This is a genomic window from Streptomyces sp. NPDC002851 (genome assembly GCF_053591935.1).
In genome coordinates, this window is the sequence record NZ_JBSFUT010000002.1 from 351,889 (window position 1) to 367,327 (window position 15,439).

The window sequence follows — 15,439 nt, forward strand, 5'->3', positions numbered from 1 at the left end:
CCCTGCACGCACACACGCGTTCGGCCTTATTCTCCGATCGCTTTCTCCGTTTGTCTTCTCCGTTCGTTTCGGTCTGTTCGGTATCCAGGAGCCGCCCCCATGCACGCCATGCACGGCCACGGCCATGCACCCCCGCCCCCGCAGCCGTCCTCCGGCACGCCCGTCGTCCTGCGGGTGGTCTTCGTGGCGCTCACGGTGCTCTCCTGCGGGCTGCTCGCCTGGGTGCCGCTGCTCCGGCTCGCGATCGTGACGCGGGCGGTCCGTGACTGGGTGCTGTTCGGGCTGTCGGGCGTGCTCGTCGTCGGCGCCCTCATCATGATCGGCGCCGAGCCGACCGAGGACGTGGACAGCGTGCAGGAGAACGTCGGGTTCATCGTCCTGGTCGTCACGGTCGTCGGCGTCATTGCCTATTACCTGTATGCCGACATCAAGTACGAGCAGCAGCGCCAACAGGCTTACTACGGCGGCCCGATGACCGGCCCGATGACCGGCCCGATGACCGGCCCGATGACCGGCCCGACAACCGGCTTGCTGCCCGGCTCGATGCCCGGCCCGACGGCGCCCTCCTCCTCGTACGGATATCCCCCTCAGGTCGCCCCGCACCTGCGCACCACGTACGTCCCCGGCTCGCAGCCGGTCCCGCCCGCGCAGCCGCCGCATGGGCGCATCGACCAGGTACGCGCCGAACTCGACGAGCTCAGCGACATGCTGCGCAAGCAGGACGACCCCGGCCAAGGCAACACCCACGGGAACGGCGGTGCTGATGGCCGCGCGAGCGGCCGCGAGGACGGCTGGAGATGAGCGGACGCCTCGTCTCCGGCCGCTATGAACTCGCCTCGCTCATCGGCCAGGGCGGCATGGGCCAGGTCTGGACGGCGTACGACCAGCGCCTCGACCGCCGCGTCGCGGTGAAGCTGCTCCGGCCCGACCGGGTCGCGGGCGCCGAGTCGGAGGAGCTGCGCCGCCGCTTCGTACGCGAGTGCCGGGTCACCGCGCAGGTCGACCACCCCGGGCTCGTCACGGTGCACGACGCGGGCAGCGACGACGACGACCTGTTCCTCGTGATGCAGCACGTCGGCGGGATCGACCTCGCCGCGCATATCGAGCAGCACGCGCCCTACCCGCTCGCGTGGGCGGTGTCCGTCGCGGCGCAGCTGTGCGCGGTGCTCTCCGCGGTGCACGCCGTGCCGATCGTGCACCGCGACCTCAAGCCGCGGAACGTGATGGTCCGCCCGGATGGCACCCTCACCGTGCTCGACCTGGGCGTCGCCTCCGTCATGGACACCGACACCACCCGGCTCACCCACACCGGCGCGCCCATCGGCAGCCCCGCCTATATGGCCCCCGAGCAGGCGACGGGCGGCACGGTCGGCCCGTACACCGATCTGTACGCGCTCGGCGTGCTGCTCTACGAACTCCTCGGCGGGACCGTGCCGTTCGACGGCGCGACCGTGCTCGCCGTGCTCCACAGCCACCTCTACGAACAGCCCGCCCCGGTCCGCGGCCACCGCCCCGAGGTGCCCGAGGGCCTGGACGCCCTGGTGCTCCGGCTGCTCGCCAAGGACCCGGAGCACCGGCCGGACTCCGCGCAGGAGGTGTACGAGGCGCTGCTGCCGTACCTGCCCGCGCGCGGCACCCCGTCGGGCTCCCCGCTCGACCCGACCCGCCCGTTCCTGCGGCCGCACGCGCCGTGGCCGGACCGGGAGCCCGCGCCCACGGCGACGGTGGCGGCGTCGCCGACGGCTCCGGTCACGCCGCCCGCGACCCCGCCCGCCGCGTCGAACAGCCTGGGTACGCCCGGGACCTCGGGCACTCCGGGCACCCCCGGCACCCCCGGAACCTCGGGCACCTCGGGCATCCCGGCGATGCCCACGACCCCGCCGCCCGGCGCGCCCGTGTCCGGCGTTCCCGGCACTCCTGGCGTTCCCGGCGCCGGAAACGCCGGAAGCACCGCCGACATCGCCAAGGCCGTCGACGACGTCAAACGCCTCCTCGCCGAGGGCCGGATCACCCAGGCCGTCGATGTACTCGGCGCGATCCTGCCGACCGCCGAGGCCCGGCACGGGGCGCGCTCCACGGTGGTGCGTTCACTGCGCAAGCAGTACGCCGCCACGCTCATGGACGACGGCCAGTACCGCCGCGCCCTGCCCGAGCTGCGGCGGCTCGCCGACGAGCACGGCGCCGAGGCGGGCCAGGCCGACCCGGTCTCGCTCCAGTTCCGGTACGAGGTCGCGCAGTGCCTGGAGCAGCTGGGGGAGCCCGCGGCGGCACTCGCGGAGTACCGGGCCCTGCTGCCGTACTACGAGAACCGCTACGTCGGCGGCGATCCGGCGACCGCGCTCGAACTGCGCCGCAGAATCGGTCAGTTGCTCCTGTCCCTGGGCGACCGCGCCGCCGCCCACGACACCCTGGCCCGCCTCCTCTACGACGCGGAACGCCTGCACGGGCCGCACCATCCCCTGCCCGGGGAGGTCCGTCGTACGTTGCAGTGGCTGGGGCGGGTACGGGGCTGAATGCGTCCCCAGGCACCTCCCCGGCCCGGAACGTACCTCCAACTCCCGCCGAATCGTTGGTCGAATCAGTGGCCGAACCCGCGGCCACTGCCTAGCATCGATCACCGCAAGGCGTTTGTGCGCCCGCCCGTCGCCCGGCCACCACCCCTGGCGGAGGCGCTGGGCGCCGCACCTTCTGCCTCAATCTCGCAAGGAGGCCCCTTTGCACCGCCTGAACAGCACCGCTCGCCGCCGTACCGCGCTCGCCGCCTGCGCCGCGCTCCTCGCAGCGACCCCCCTTCTCACCGCGTGCGGCAGTGACGCACACCCCGGCGCCGCGGCCATCGTCGGCGGCGAACGGATCACGGTCGCGCAGCTGCAGTCCCGGGTGAAGGAGGTGCGCGACGCACAGCAGGCGGCCACCGAGAAGACGGGTGGCTACGCCCAGGTGGTCGAGAAGACCGGCGGCCTCACCCGCGACACCCTCCAGCAGATGGTGCTCGACAAGGTCCTGCACCGCGCGGCCACCGACGCCGGGGTCACCGTCACCCGCCGCGACGTCCAGAAGCTCCGCGGCCAGCTGGAGGAACAGGCGGGCGGCGCCAAGGCCCTGAAGATGGGCTGGCTGCAGCAGTACAGCATCCCGGCGTCCCGTATCGACGACAGCCTCCGCACCGAGATCGAGGCCCAGAAGCTCTACGGCAAGCTCGGCGCCGACCCGAACACCCAGGAGGGCCAGGCCGCCTTCTGGAAGGCCCTGTCCGACGCGTCGAAGGCCCTCAACATCGACCTCAACCCGCGGTACGGCGCGTGGGACGTGACCCAGAGCCGCCGGACCGACGTCCGGACCCCCTGGCTCCAGGAGAGCGAGCAGCGACAGCAGGCGTAGTCCGGTCCGGAGCGACCTCGGGACCGTAGTCCGGAACGGGCTCGGAACGGTCTTGAGACCCGGCCCTCACACCGCCCCACCCCGTCGCGTTAGGTTCAAGGGGTGAACGTAGAAGACGCAGGGCCCGGACTCGGGCGGATCGTGCTCCTGACCACCAGCCACCGCGTGGCCCCGGGGCTGCTCTCCTGGGCGGCCTGGGAGACCCTGCGGGGCGCCGACTCCGTGGTCTGTGCCGACTCCGGGCACCCGCAGCTGCCGTTCCTGCGCGAGGCCGGGGTGCGGATCGAGGTGGCGGCGCCGACCGCCGAGGAACTGGTCGACGCCACTGAAGGCGGCCGTACCGTCGTGGTCGTCGCCGGGGGCGAGGGCGAGCCGCGGCTCACCGACGGGCTCGCCCGGCTCGCCGGGTCCGGCCGGTTCGCGATGCCCGACCTGGAGCTGCTCCCCGGTTCGTACGATCTGCCGGGCGCCCGGCTCCTCGACCTCGTCCAGGTCATGGACCGGATCCGCCGCGAGTGCCCCTGGTCCTCGCAACGTACGCACAAGGACCTCGCCAAGTACGGCATCGAGGAGGCGTACGAACTCGTCGAGGCGATCGAGGCCGGGGACCGGGACGAACTCCGCGAGGAGCTCGGCGACGTGCTGCTCCAGGTCGTCTTCCACGCGCGGATCGCCGAGGAGGCCGACCCGGAGACGGAGGGCGAGCCGTTCTCCATCGACGACGTCGCCGGGGGCATCGTCGCCAAGCTCATCCACCGCCACCCCCATGTCTTCGGCGAGGAGACCGCCGAGACCCCCGAGGACGTCAAGGCGCACTGGCTGCGCACCAAGGCCGAGGAGAAGCAGCGCGAGTCGGTCACCGAGGGCGTGCCGCTCGGCCAGCCCGGCCTCGCGCTCGCCGCGAAGCTCGCCTCGCGCGTCCGTACCGCCGGGCTCGACGTGCCGCTGCCGGCCGGCGACGGCATCGGCTACGAACTGCTCGCCCTCGCCGTGCGCGCCGAGCGCGAGGGCACCGACCCGGAGTCCGCGCTGCGCGCCGCCGCCCGCGCCTACCGGGACGCGGTCCTGGCCGCGGAGGCCCGGGCGTGACGACCCCGACGCACCACCCGCACCACCCTTCGGAGGCCGCCTGCCCCGTGACGGGGGCCGCCGCCGGTCCCCAACCCGAGCTGTTCACCTGGGAGTTCGCCAGCGACCCGTACCCCGCGTACGCCTGGCTGCGCGAGCACGCGCCGGTGCACCGCACCGAACTGCCCAGCGGCGTCGAGGCCTGGCTCGTCACGCGGTATGCCGACGCCCGGCAGGCCCTCGCGGACCAGCGGCTCAGCAAGAACCCGGCGCACCACGACGAGCCCGCGCACGCCAAGGGCAAGACGGGCATTCCGGGCGAGCGCAAGGCCGAGCTGATGACGCATCTGCTCAATATCGACCCGCCGGACCACACCCGCCTGCGCCGCCTCGTCTCGAAGGCGTTCACACCGCGCCGGGTCGCCGCCTTCGCGCCCCGGGTGCAGGAGCTCACGGATCAGCTGATCGACTCCTTCGCCGGGCGCGGCGAGGCCGACCTCATCCACGAGTTCGCCTTCCCGCTGCCCATCTACGCCATCTGCGATCTGCTCGGCGTACCGCGCGAGGACCAGGACGACTTCCGTGACTGGGCCGGGATGATGATCCGGCACGGTGGCGGCCCGCGCGGCGGGGTCGCCCGCTCGGTGAAGAAGATGCGCGGCTATCTCGCGGAACTCATCCACCGCAAGCGCACCGACCCCGATGAAGACCCGGCCGACTTGATCTCCGGCCTGATCAAGGCCAGCGACCATGGCGAGCACCTCACCGAGAACGAAGCCGCCGCGATGGCGTTCATTCTTCTCTTCGCCGGTTTCGAGACGACGGTCAATCTGATCGGGAACGGGACCTACCAGCTCCTGCGTCACCCGGACGAGCGCGCGCGGCTTCAGCGGTCGCTCGCCGAAGGGGAGACCGGGCTTCTGGAGACCGGTGTGGAGGAACTGCTCCGGTACGACGGGCCGGTGGAGTTGGCCACCTGGCGGTTCGCCACCGAGGCGCTCCGTATCGGCGGGCAGGACATCGCGCCCGGCGACCCGGTGCTCGTGGTGCTCGCGGCCGCCGACCGGGACCCGGACCGCTTCGACGGGCCGGACACGCTCGACCTGTCCCGACGTGACAATCCCCACCTCGGCTACGGCCACGGCATCCACTACTGCCTGGGTGCGCCGCTCGCCCGCCTGGAGGGCCGGACGGCGCTCGCGACTCTGTTGCGGCGCCTTCCTGACCTGCGGCTCGGGGTCGATCCGGGCGATTTGCGGTGGCGCGGCGGGCTCATCATGCGCGGACTGCGCACGCTGCCCGTGGAGTTCACGCCCCAGTAATGCCGGGTTCCGCTACGCCCCGTTCCTGACGGGCCATCAGTACTGTGACTTTCACGTGATCTCCGCTGTATCGGGTTGTGACTGGCGTTCGACTGTGGCTAGGTTCACTTCCGCTCGACCCGCACCAGCAGTCACGCGAAAGGCAACCGCATGCTCTCCGGGAATGGCCGCCATCGTCGCCCCCGTCAGGCCCCGGCCCTCGTCGTCGCGGCCGGGGTGACAGGTTCGGCCCTCGCCATCCCGCTGCTCGGCGCCACGAGCGCGCACGCCGTCGAGGGTGCCGTCTGGGACCGGCTCGCCGAGTGCGAGAGCGGCGGCGTGTGGAGCGCCAACATGGACAACGGCTACTACGGCGGCCTCCAGTTGACCCAGGCGACCTGGGAGCAGCACGGCGGCCTCGACTACGCGCCGCGCCCCGACCTGGCCAGCCGGAGCCAGCAGATAGCCGTGGCCGAGAAGATCCTCGACGAGCTGGGGCCGGACGCCTGGCCCACCTGCGCCCCGGTCTCGGGGATCGACGAGGGCGAGCCGAACCCGATCGAGACGCTGCTGCCGTCGGAGCCGACCGAGCCGACGGATCCGGCCGGGACTCCTGACGACCCGTCGGCCACGCCGTCGGACGATGCGACGGCGACACCGTCGGGCGATGCCACGCCGAAGCAGGACGATGCGGAGAATCCCGACAATACTGACAACGGTGGCGAAGGCGACAACTCCGAAGCGAGCCCCGAGCCTTCGCCCTCCGAGCCGACCGAGCCGTCTGGGTCGACCGAGCCGTCCGAGCCCTCCGAAGGCTCCGGCCGCCACCGTGGCGATCCCGCCCCCGAGACCCCCGACAGTGACCGCGACGGCGGCTCCGGGCGGCACGCCGACCGCGGTGGTTCCGGGCGCGACGGCGGCAACTACACGGTGCGCGCCGGGGACAGCCTCTGGTCCATCGCCGAGAGCCGGGACGTGGACGGGGGTTGGGCCGCGCTGTACGGCGCGAACGAAGAGGTCGTCGGCGACGACCCGGACCTCATCGTGCCCGGTCAGGTCCTCGATCTGGGCGGAAAGTAGCGGCAGTTGCCGCTCTTGCCGAAGGCCGGGCGAACCCTCCGCTTCGGGCTGAATGTCCGTTATAAAAGACCTTGATCACTCCTGGGCGACTCGTGAGAGATGAGTCTCATCGATCGTGATCGGCTTGGTATTTCAAGGGATCGCATGTTTACGGTCGTGACCGCTCGCCACTGGCGGGCCCCGATGGCCGTCACGCCGAATCCTGCCGGCGGCCACTGGGAACAGTCGTCGCGTAAAGCGCCGTAGGCAGGAGCGGGGGACCCAAGGTTTGTGCCGGGCCCGGCCGTTGAGCAATCAGCGGCCGCGGGGACGGCTTGGGGTGTAGTCGCGCTCAAGGAACGTGACCGGGCAACTCACTTGGCCCGAACCCGACAGCTCACCTCGCAGGCGTCGGTGAGGGGATAACTCCATGCTGTTTTCCGGCAAGGGCAAGCACCGTCGTATGACCAAGGCCGACAAGGCCACCCGCGCGATAGCCGTCGCCGGTGTCGCCGGTGCCGCGGTCGCCGCGCCGCTCGTGACCGCGGGTTCCGCCTCCGCCGCCACCACCTCCGAGTGGGACGCCGTGGCGCAGTGCGAGTCCGGCGGCAACTGGTCGATCAACACCGGCAACGGCTACTACGGCGGCCTCCAGTTCTCGGCCTCCACCTGGTCCGGGTACGGCGGCACGGAGTTCGCGGCCACCGCCGACCAGGCCTCGAAGGACCAGCAGATCCAGATCGCCGAGAAGGTCCTGGCCGGTCAGGGCAAGGGCGCCTGGCCGAACTGCGGCACGGGCCTCTCCAACGCCGCGTACGACGGCGGCGGTTCGCAGCAGAGCGCCCCCGCCGAGCAGAGCGCCCCGGCCGAGCAGGCCGCCCCGCAGCCGGAGCGCAAGGCCGAGCAGCCCGCGTCCCGCGCGCAGGAGCGCCCGGAGCCCGCGAAGAAGACCGTCGAGACCCCGACCGGCAAGAAGGTCAAGAAGGGCGACGGCGAGTACAAGGTGAAGTCCGGAGACACCCTCTCCAAGATCGCCGAGAAGCACGACGTCAAGGGTGGCTGGAAGAAGCTCTTCGAGCTGAACAAGGACGTCATCGACGACGCCGACCTCATCTACCCGGGCCAGCAGCTGCACCTGAAGTAACGCCCGCGGCAGCACGGCCCGCGGGCGCCGAGCCCGCACCATCCCCCCACGCTCCCCGCCCCGGCGCGCGTTCCCCCGTACGCGCCGGGGCGGGGTCATGCCGTACGTCCCGCGAGCCGGAACCGTCCGCTCCGCGATGACCGTTCCGACTGCGGTGCCGACTGCGGTGCTGACTGCCGTTCCGACTGCCGTGCCGATTACCGTCCGGTAGAAATCGGGGCGCTTTGCCCCGGTAAGGCGGCCTTCCGGCCTCTTTTCGTCCCAGCGGACGGGCGGTCGGCTGGCTGAAGGCCCGCGGGCGGTTAGGCTCGTGAGACGCAAGGCAAAGCAAGGTCGGTCGCAATGGCGCGGCCCTCGTGCAAGCACAGCTATGCGTCACATTCCAGAAGGAGATGCTCGTGCCGTCCATCGACGTCGTCGTAGCCCGGGAAATCCTGGACTCCCGAGGCAACCCCACGGTCGAGGTCGAGGTCGGCCTCGACGACGGCAGCACGGGTCGTGCTGCCGTTCCGTCCGGCGCCTCCACCGGCGCCTTCGAGGCCATCGAACTCCGTGACGGTGACCCCAACCGTTACCAGGGCAAGGGCGTGGAGAAGGCCGTCCTCGCCGTCATCGAGCAGATCGGCCCGGAGCTCGTCGGGTACGACGCCACCGAGCAGCGCCTGATCGACCAGGCCATGTTCGACCTGGACGCCACCGACAACAAGGGCTCCCTGGGCGCCAACGCCATCCTGGGCGTCTCCCTCGCCGTGGCCCACGCCGCCTCCGAGGCCAGCGACCTGCCGCTCTTCCGCTACCTGGGCGGCCCGAACGCGCACCTGCTTCCGGTGCCGATGATGAACATCCTGAACGGCGGCTCGCACGCCGACTCCAACGTGGACATCCAGGAGTTCATGATCGCCCCGATCGGCGCGGAGTCCTTCTCCGAGGCGCTGCGCTGGGGCACCGAGGTCTACCACACCCTCAAGAAGGTCCTGAAGGACAAGGGCCTGGCCACCGGCCTCGGCGACGAGGGCGGCTTCGCCCCGAACCTGGGCTCCAACCGCGAGGCCCTGGATCTGATCCTCGAGGCCGTCAAGCAGGCCGGGTACGTCCCCGGTGAGCAGATCGCCCTCGCGCTCGACGTCGCCGCCTCCGAGTTCTACAAGGACGGCAAGTACCTCTTCGAGGGCAAGGAGCGCTCCGCCGCCGAGATGACGGAGTACTACGAGGAGCTCGTCGCGGCGTACCCGCTCGTCTCCATCGAGGACCCGCTGTTCGAGGACGACTGGGCGGGCTGGAACGTCATCACCCAGCGGATCGGCGAGAAGGTCCAGCTGGTCGGCGACGACCTGTTCGTCACCAACCCGGAGCGCCTGGCCCGCGGCATCGAGGAGAAGTCGGCCAACGCTCTGCTGGTCAAGGTCAACCAGATCGGCTCCCTGACCGAGACCCTGGACGCCGTCGAACTGGCCCAGCGCAACGGCTTCAAGTGCATGATGTCGCACCGCTCCGGCGAGACCGAGGACGTCACCATCGCCGACCTGGCCGTCGCCACCAACTGCGGCCAGATCAAGACCGGCGCCCCGGCCCGCTCCGAGCGCGTCGCCAAGTACAACCAGCTCCTGCGCATCGAGGAGATCCTCGACGACGCGGCGGTGTACGCCGGGCGCAGCGCTTTCCCCCGCTTCAAGGGCTGAACCGGCTTGAACGCGCTGGACAGGGCCTAGGCCCCGGGCGCTAGCCAGTCGTTCGTACGTCCCCGCACTCGGTCCCGTACCGTGTGCGGGGACGTACGCGCGTAACGGGGAGGCGAGTGAGGTGGCCAGAGGGAACGCGGGTGAGGAGAACCGGGACCGGTTCGCCACCACCACTACCCGGATCCGGCTGCTCGGCGAACAGACCGCCGCCCGCGTCTACCGCTCCCAGACCCGGCGCCAGGCCCGCCGCTCCCGGCTCACCGGCCGCGCGGCGCTGCTCGCCCTGGTCCTGTGCTCGCTGATCGTGGCGCTCGCGTATCCGGTACGGCAGTACGTCGCCCAGCGCGCCGACATCCAGGAACAGGAGCGGCAGCTGGCCGAGGCCCGTGCGGAGACCGAGCGGCTCAGTGACGCGAAGGCCCGCTGGCAGGACCCGGCGTTCGTGGAGCGCCAGGCGCGCGAGCGGCTGCACATGGTGCGGCCCGGCGAGACCGCGTTCACGGTGCCGGACTCCGGCTCCGATGCCGACGCCGCGTCCGAGCGCCGCCGCTCCGACCCGGCCGGTACCGACCGCGCCTGGTACGTCAACCTCTTCGACGGCGTGGACAAGGCGGACCGCCGCACCGACGCCGACGACTGAAGCACGCTTGAAGCCCCGAAGCCCCGAAGCCCCGAAGCCCCGAAGCCCCGAAGCCCCGAAGCCCCGAAGCCCCGAAGCCCCGAAGCCCCCTCTCCCGTGACCACCGCTCATGTGACCACTGCACCGAAAGACTCAAGAACCGGCATGGAAACCCCTCCGCCCACCACCGAGCGCACCGAGCCGACCGAGGCCGATATCGCCGCCTTCAAGGAGCAGCTCGGCCGCCCGCCGCGCGGCCTGCGCGCCATCGCGCACCGCTGCCCGTGCGGGCAGCCGGACGTGGTGGAGACGGCGCCGCGGTTGCCCGACGGCACGCCGTTCCCGACGCTGTACTACCTGACCTGTCCGCGGGCCAACTCGGCGATCGGCACCCTGGAGGCGAACGGCGTCATGAAGGAGATGACCGAGCGCCTCGCCACCGACCCGGAGCTCGCCGCGGCCTACCGCGCCGCGCACGAGGACTACATCCGGCGCCGGGACGAGATCGAGGAGCTGACCGGGTTCCCGAGCGCGGGCGGCATGCCGGACCGCGTGAAGTGCCTGCACGTCCTCGTCGCGCACTCGCTCGCGGCCGGTCCCGGGGTCAATCCCCTCGGGGACGAGGCGATCGCCATGCTGCCGGAGTGGTGGCGGAAGGGCCCGTGCGTGACGGGGACCGAGAACGAGACGCCGACCGAGGGGGCCGCCCAGTGACCCGCGTAGCCGCCGTCGACTGCGGTACGAACTCCATCCGTCTGCTCGTCGCGGACGTCGACCCAGCGACGGGTGAACTGGTCGAGCTGGACCGGCGGATGACGATCGTCCGGCTCGGCCAGGACGTCGACCGGACCGGGCGGCTCGCGCCCGAGGCCCTGGAGCGGACCTTCGCCGCGTGCCGCGAGTACGCCGCCGTCATCAAGGAGCTCGGCGCCGAGAAGCTCCGCTTCGTGGCCACCTCGGCCTCGCGCGACGCGGAGAACCGTGCGGACTTCGTCCGCGGCGTCCTCGACATCCTGGGCGTCGAGCCCGAGGTGATCACCGGCGACCAGGAGGCCGAGTTCTCCTTCACGGGTGCGACCAAGGAGCTGACCGGTCGCGCGGATGTAGCGGAGCCGTACCTGGTCGTCGACATCGGCGGCGGCTCGACGGAGTTCGTCGTCGGCCACGACCACGTACGTGCCGCCCGCTCCGTCGACATCGGCTGCGTCCGGATGACCGAGCGTCACCTTGTGCAGGGCGGCAACGTCGTCGATCCGCCCACCGAGGATCGGATCGCGGCCATCCGCGCCGATATCGCCGAGGCCCTCGACCTCGTCACGCAGACCGTGCCGATCACGTCCGCGCGCACCCTGGTCGGCCTCGCCGGTTCGGTCACGACGGTCGCGGCGATCGCGCTCGGCCTGCAGGAGTACGACTCGGCCGCGATCCACCACGCGCGGATCCCGTTCGCTCAGGTCAAGGAGATCACCACGCGGCTTCTGCACTCGACGCACGACGAGCGCGCCGCGATCGGCCCGATGCACCCGGGCCGGGTCGATGTGATCGGTGCGGGCGCGCTCGTACTCCTCATGATCATGGAGTGGATCGGTGCAGATGAGGTCGTCGTGAGCGAACACGACATTCTGGACGGCATCGCCTGGACCTTGGCCTGAGGTTCCGCTGGCCTGGGAATCTCAGGCGAGCGGCTGACCGCGCCTTTGAGTGGCAGAGACGGGTCGGGAGCAGGGCTTCCGACCCGTCGCCCGCAGAAACTTCGTGAAGTTCTTCACAAGGAAAAGTGGCCTGTCGGGGGGTCCAGGTCCGTACCTGGGGTCGTTTTAGGGGGTCGAGAGGGTCCGCGGCGCCCCGAACTCCCGGGCGCGGGACGGTTCCAGACGCGTGACGGGGAGGGGAAGTTGAGGCTTCGCCCGCGCCCCGGTTGCGGCCAGAGGGGCAGCTCAGCGGGGGTCTCAACGGTCCGGACGTACCCCATGGTTCCCGCCTGTGAGCATGACCTGGATCACGCGGGTCGCGGAGTGTAGCAGAGGGGGTCCAGACCCTTGTGAAGGGGCTCACGAGCGATGCCCCAGGAGGGGGTGGATACTCGATGGCATGAGCACCACGGAGCGTCCCAGGATCCTCGTAGTAGGCGGTGGGTACGTAGGCCTGTACGCAGCTCGTCGCATTCTGAAGAAGATGCGCTACGGCGAGGCGACCGTCACGGTCGTCGACCCGCGCTCGTACATGACGTACCAGCCCTTCCTCCCCGAAGCCGCCGCCGGCAGCATCTCGCCGCGGCACGTCGTCGTCCCGCTGCGACGCGTGCTGCCCAAGGCCGAGGTCCTGACCGGCCGGGTCACCACCATCGATCAGGACCGCAAGGTCGCCACGATCTCGCCGCTCACCGGCGAGGCGTACGAGCTGCCCTTCGACTACCTGGTCATCGCGCTCGGCGCCATCTCCCGTACCTTCCCGATCCCCGGTCTGGCCGAGCAGGGCATCGGAATGAAGGGCATCGAGGAGGCCATCGGCCTGCGCAACCACGTCCTCGAGCAGCTCGACAAGGCCGACTCCACGACCGACGAGGAGGTCCGCCGCAAGGCGCTGACCTTCGTCTTCGTCGGCGGTGGCTTCGCGGGTGCGGAGACCATCGGCGAGGTCGAGGACATGGCCCGCGACGCGACGAAGTACTACAAGAACGTGAAGCGCGAGGACATGCGCTTCGTCCTCGTCGACGCCGCCGACAAGATCCTCCCCGAGGTCGGCCCGAAGCTCGGCCAGTACGGCAAGGAGCACCTGGAGAGCCGCGGAGTCGAGGTCTACCTCTCGACCTCCATGGACTCCTGCGTCGACGGCCACGTGGTCCTCAAGAACGGCCTCGAGGTCGACTCCAACACGATCGTGTGGACCGCGGGCGTCAAGCCCAACCCGGTGCTCTCCCGCTACGGCCTGCCGCTCGGCCCGCGCGGCCACGTCGACACCCAGGCCACGCTCCAGGTGCAGGGCACCGACTACATCTGGGCCGCGGGCGACAACGCCCAGGTCCCGGACCTGGTCGGCCGCGCCCACGGCAACGAGAACGCCTGGTGCCCGCCGAACGCCCAGCACGCGCTGCGCCAGGCCAGGGTCCTCGGCGACAACGTCATCTCGGGCATGCGCGGCTTCCCGCAGAGCGACTACAAGCACGCCAACAAGGGTGCGGTCGCGGGCCTCGGCCTCCACAAGGGCGTCGCGATGATCGTCATGGGCAAGATGAAGATCAAGCTCAAGGGGCGTCTGGCCTGGTACATGCACCGCGCGTACCACGGCATGGCGATGCCGACGTTCAACCGCAAGATCCGCGTCTTCGCCGACTGGACCCTCGCGATGTTCCTCAAGCGCGAGGTCGTCTCGCTCGGCGCCATGGAGTCGCCGCGCGAGGAGTTCTACGAGGCCGCCAAGCCGGCGCCGGTCGCGCCGCCGGTGGCCGCGAAGGGCAACGGCGCCGAGTCCGCAAAGGGCAACGGCGCCAAGGCCAAGACCAAGGCCAAGGAGAAGCCCGCGGCCAAGGCTTCCTGACCCCCGGGTCGTAGGCCGACTCACTGTTCGACCCCCGAAGGGGCCGCCCGCCATCCGTGGTGCGGGCGGCCCCTTCGGCTGTTCATACGCTTTGAACAGGCCCGGGACCGGTCATACGCTCTGAACAGGCCCGGGGCAGGCCCGGACAGGGCCAGATAGATGTCGCCTGCATTTATTTTTGCCGTGTCGTTATGTCGCAACGGGACTTCACGCGGCGGTTGTTGGTGTTTACGTGGTGTTGAACCGTTCCGGGACTGAACCAGGGAAGGTGAACCACCATGGCAGACGCCGCGCGGCGGCTGAGGACTCTCGCCGAAGACCTACTGGGCGGAGCCCAGCTCCCGGTCCGCATCCGCGCCTGGGACGGCAGTGAGAGTGGGCCTCCCGGTGCGCCCGACGCCCCGGTTCTCGTGGTGAAGCACCGACGCGCCGTGCGCCGGTTGCTGTGGAAGCCGGGCGAGCTCGGTCTGGCCCGCGCCTGGGTGGCCGGTGAGATCGACATCGAGGGCGACCTCTTCCACGCCCTCGACCTGATGGCCGGACTCATCTGGGAGAGCGACGCCCCCGTACGCGGCAAGCTGGAGATCGCCCGCGACCCGCGGGTCCGCGCGGCCGTGCGCGAACTCGTCAAGCTCGGCGGACCACTGCCGCCCCCGCCACCGCCCGCCGAGGAGGTCGGCCACCGCAGCGGCCCCCTGCACACGAAGATCCGCGACCGCCAGGCGATCAGCCACCACTACGACGTGGGCAACGACTTCTACGCGCTGGTGCTCGGCCCGTCGATGGTCTACTCCTGCGCGTACTGGGAGTCGCCGGACGCGACCCTCGAGGACGCCCAGCGGGACAAGCTCGACCTCATCTGCCGCAAGCTGGACCTGAAGCCCGGTCAGCGGCTGCTCGACGTCGGCTGCGGCTGGGGTTCGATGGCGATCCACGCGGCGCGCGAGTACGGCGCGCAGGTCGTCGGGGTGACGCTGTCCCGGGAGCAGGCGGCGTTCGCGCGCAAGCGGATCGCGGGGGAGGGCCTCACGGACCGGATCGAGATCCGCGTCCAGGACTACCGGGACGTCTCGGACGGCCCGTACGACGCGATCTCGTCCATCGGCATGGCCGAACACGTCGGCTCGGTGCGGTACTTGGAGTACGCGCAAGACCTGTACCGGCTCCTGAAGCCCGGCGGGCGGCTCCTGAACCACCAGATCGCGCGCCGCCCGCTGGCGGATGAGGACGCGTACTCCGTGGACGAGTTCATCGACGCGTACGTCTTCCCGGACGGGGAGCTGGCCCCGGTGGGCCGCACCACCTCGCTCCTGGAGCAGGCGGGCTTCGAGGTGCGGGACATGGAGGCGATCCGTGAGCACTATGCGCTGACGCTGCGGAAGTGGGTGGCGAACCTGGAGTCCCACTGGGGCGAGGCGGTCCGGCTCGCGTCGCCGGGGCGGGCGCGGGTGTGGCGCCTGTACATGGCGGCTTCGGCCCTGGCCTTCGAGCAGAACCGGATCGGGGTGAACCAGATCCTGGCGGTGCGGACGCCGGAGCCCTCCGGGGGGTCGAGGATGCCGCTCAGGGCCCGGGACTGGCGGAGCTGAGGGGTCTTCTTCCCCAGCCCCGCCCCGCCGACCTGCCTCAACTGCGGCGGCCACAAGGTACG

Annotated in this window: 13 protein-coding genes and 1 riboswitch; all 13 genes read left to right on the top strand. The window is 70.9% G+C overall.

The features are described from left to right. Nucleotides 1–99: 99 nt before the first annotated feature. The 13 genes from ACWD10_RS03475 to ACWD10_RS03535 all read left to right on the top strand — a co-directional run bounded on the left by ACWD10_RS03475 (nt 100) and on the right by ACWD10_RS03535 (nt 15,377). Complete coding sequence (locus tag ACWD10_RS03475; protein WP_451086494.1) at nt 100–801, top strand: hypothetical protein; 702 nt, start codon at nt 100–102, stop codon at nt 799–801. Continuing rightward, a complete protein-coding gene (locus tag ACWD10_RS03480) occupies nt 798–2,513 on the top strand; it encodes a protein kinase domain-containing protein (protein WP_451086496.1) in 1,716 nt (571 codons plus the stop codon). The genes ACWD10_RS03475 and ACWD10_RS03480 overlap by 4 nt, the downstream gene beginning before the upstream one ends. Nucleotides 2,514–2,715: 202 nt before the next feature. After that, nucleotides 2,716–3,381, top strand: coding sequence for a SurA N-terminal domain-containing protein (locus ACWD10_RS03485; protein ID WP_451086498.1), 666 nt, complete (start codon nt 2,716–2,718; stop codon nt 3,379–3,381). A 102-nt stretch (nt 3,382–3,483) separates the two neighbouring features. Further along, nucleotides 3,484–4,470: a nucleoside triphosphate pyrophosphohydrolase gene (locus ACWD10_RS03490; RefSeq protein WP_451086500.1), complete on the top strand. Its 987-nt coding sequence runs from the start codon at nt 3,484–3,486 to the stop codon at nt 4,468–4,470. A gap of 47 nt (nt 4,471–4,517) precedes the next feature. After that, nucleotides 4,518–5,771, top strand: a complete 1,254-nt coding sequence (locus tag ACWD10_RS03495; protein ID WP_451086544.1) for a cytochrome P450 family protein — start codon at nt 4,518–4,520, stop codon at nt 5,769–5,771. Nucleotides 5,772–5,921: 150 nt separating this feature from the next. Continuing rightward, entirely contained in the window at nt 5,922–6,830 is a 909-nt protein-coding gene (locus ACWD10_RS03500; RefSeq protein ID WP_451086502.1) for a transglycosylase family protein, read from the top strand. Nucleotides 6,831–7,058: 228 nt separating this feature from the next. Beyond that, nucleotides 7,059–7,235, top strand: a riboswitch (cyclic di-AMP (ydaO/yuaA leader). A 4-nt stretch (nt 7,236–7,239) separates the two neighbouring features. After that, nucleotides 7,240–7,953, top strand: coding sequence for a transglycosylase family protein (locus ACWD10_RS03505; protein WP_451086504.1), 714 nt, complete (start codon nt 7,240–7,242; stop codon nt 7,951–7,953). Between the two features lie 398 nt (nt 7,954–8,351). Then, nucleotides 8,352–9,632, top strand: coding sequence for a phosphopyruvate hydratase (gene eno / locus ACWD10_RS03510; protein WP_451086506.1), 1,281 nt, complete (start codon nt 8,352–8,354; stop codon nt 9,630–9,632). A 121-nt stretch (nt 9,633–9,753) separates the two neighbouring features. Beyond that, on the top strand, nt 9,754–10,272 hold the full coding sequence (locus ACWD10_RS03515; RefSeq protein WP_451086508.1) for a septum formation initiator family protein: 519 nt from the start codon (nt 9,754–9,756) through the stop codon (nt 10,270–10,272). A gap of 144 nt (nt 10,273–10,416) precedes the next feature. After that, complete coding sequence (locus ACWD10_RS03520; RefSeq protein ID WP_451086510.1) at nt 10,417–10,965, top strand: DUF501 domain-containing protein; 549 nt, start codon at nt 10,417–10,419, stop codon at nt 10,963–10,965. Next, nucleotides 10,962–11,903 carry a Ppx/GppA phosphatase family protein gene (locus ACWD10_RS03525; protein ID WP_451086512.1) on the top strand — a complete coding sequence of 314 codons (942 nt, stop codon included), beginning with the start codon at nt 10,962–10,964 and terminating at the stop codon, nt 11,901–11,903. Before ACWD10_RS03520 ends, ACWD10_RS03525 begins: the two co-directional genes overlap by 4 nt. Before the next feature lie 439 nt (nt 11,904–12,342). Next, entirely contained in the window at nt 12,343–13,788 is a 1,446-nt protein-coding gene (locus ACWD10_RS03530; protein ID WP_451086514.1) for an NAD(P)/FAD-dependent oxidoreductase, read from the top strand. A gap of 278 nt (nt 13,789–14,066) precedes the next feature. Then, nucleotides 14,067–15,377: a class I SAM-dependent methyltransferase gene (locus tag ACWD10_RS03535; RefSeq protein ID WP_451086516.1), complete on the top strand. Its 1,311-nt coding sequence runs from the start codon at nt 14,067–14,069 to the stop codon at nt 15,375–15,377. Nucleotides 15,378–15,439 lie beyond the last annotated feature (62 nt).

What these genes read in the sequence shown, in the direction of transcription:
- ACWD10_RS03475 (WP_451086494.1), top strand. Translation starts at nt 100, where the DNA reads ATGCACGCCATGCACGGCCACGGCCATGCACCCCCGCCCCCGCAGCCG.
- ACWD10_RS03480 (WP_451086496.1), top strand. Translation starts at nt 798, where the DNA reads ATGAGCGGACGCCTCGTCTCCGGCCGCTATGAACTCGCCTCGCTCATC.
- ACWD10_RS03500 (WP_451086502.1), top strand. Translation starts at nt 5,922, where the DNA reads ATGCTCTCCGGGAATGGCCGCCATCGTCGCCCCCGTCAGGCCCCGGCC.
- ACWD10_RS03505 (WP_451086504.1), top strand. Translation starts at nt 7,240, where the DNA reads ATGCTGTTTTCCGGCAAGGGCAAGCACCGTCGTATGACCAAGGCCGAC.
- ACWD10_RS03520 (WP_451086510.1), top strand. Translation starts at nt 10,417, where the DNA reads ATGGAAACCCCTCCGCCCACCACCGAGCGCACCGAGCCGACCGAGGCC.
- ACWD10_RS03530 (WP_451086514.1), top strand. Translation starts at nt 12,343, where the DNA reads ATGAGCACCACGGAGCGTCCCAGGATCCTCGTAGTAGGCGGTGGGTAC.
- ACWD10_RS03535 (WP_451086516.1), top strand. Translation starts at nt 14,067, where the DNA reads ATGGCAGACGCCGCGCGGCGGCTGAGGACTCTCGCCGAAGACCTACTG.